Here is a 596-nt window from a genome sequence, read left to right as displayed (position 1 = left end):
GCTTATTCTTGATAGGATGTAGTATTTCGATTTCGAAACTGAAATCTTCTGGCCCTAAACCGCTGTTGTTTGGTGTGACTTTATGGGTATTAATTTCCACCACGTCACTAAGCTGGCTAGTACTTAGATAATCGTTGTCGACTTATCGCGTTGGTCGGAGGTTGACTCTGGTTTGTCACTCTTGAGCGCAAACACCAACGCGATAGCGATTAAAAACGCCGTCAATTCCGCTAACGAGCGAGTGAGCCCTTCACTGCTGATTGCGATGCCAATTTGTAATACCACTGCTATCAATAAAACCAATTTCACCATTCTGAAGCTTATGCCTTTCTGCTCTACGTTAAGACATGATTATGATTCAGAGTTATAAGGTTACGAAATTCCCTTTCCGACTAACACATAGCAAAATTGACTAATCTTCGCCTCATTTCCGCCGGGAGAATGAGCGCCAGCTATTTAACGTTGATTATCTAACTCATAAAGCAGCCACTCTTTTACCGCTTTACGCGAGACTTTAATTCCACCTTCTAACAAGGCTTGTGGCATCAAGTAGTAAGCGATTGGCCATTTAAACTTCTCAAGCTTTTTCCGCAAGT

1 protein-coding gene and 1 pseudogene are annotated in these 596 nt (G+C 42.3%); one reads left to right on the top strand and one right to left on the bottom strand.

Translation table 11 applies throughout. The annotated features are described in order from the left end of the window. A pseudogene (locus R7190_RS28975) lies at positions 1-131 on the top strand (putative sulfate exporter family transporter); the annotation flags it as partial. Here R7190_RS28975 and R7190_RS28970 read toward each other — a convergent pair. After that, the gene (locus R7190_RS28970) at positions 124-312 is read right to left on the bottom strand and encodes a hypothetical protein (RefSeq protein WP_020904044.1); all 189 of its coding nucleotides are present in this window, start codon (positions 310-312) and stop codon (positions 124-126) included. The pseudogene R7190_RS28975 and the gene R7190_RS28970 overlap by 8 nt on opposite strands. Between the last annotated feature and the right edge of the window lie 284 nt (positions 313-596).

This window comes from Vibrio sp. 1078-1, assembly GCF_033340475.1.
This window is presented reverse-complemented; position numbering and strand designations above follow the sequence as displayed.

Coding starts and splice junctions, on each gene's coding strand:
- R7190_RS28970 (WP_020904044.1), bottom strand. CDS start 312: ATGGTGAAATTGGTTTTATTGATAGCAGTGGTATTACAAATTGGCATC.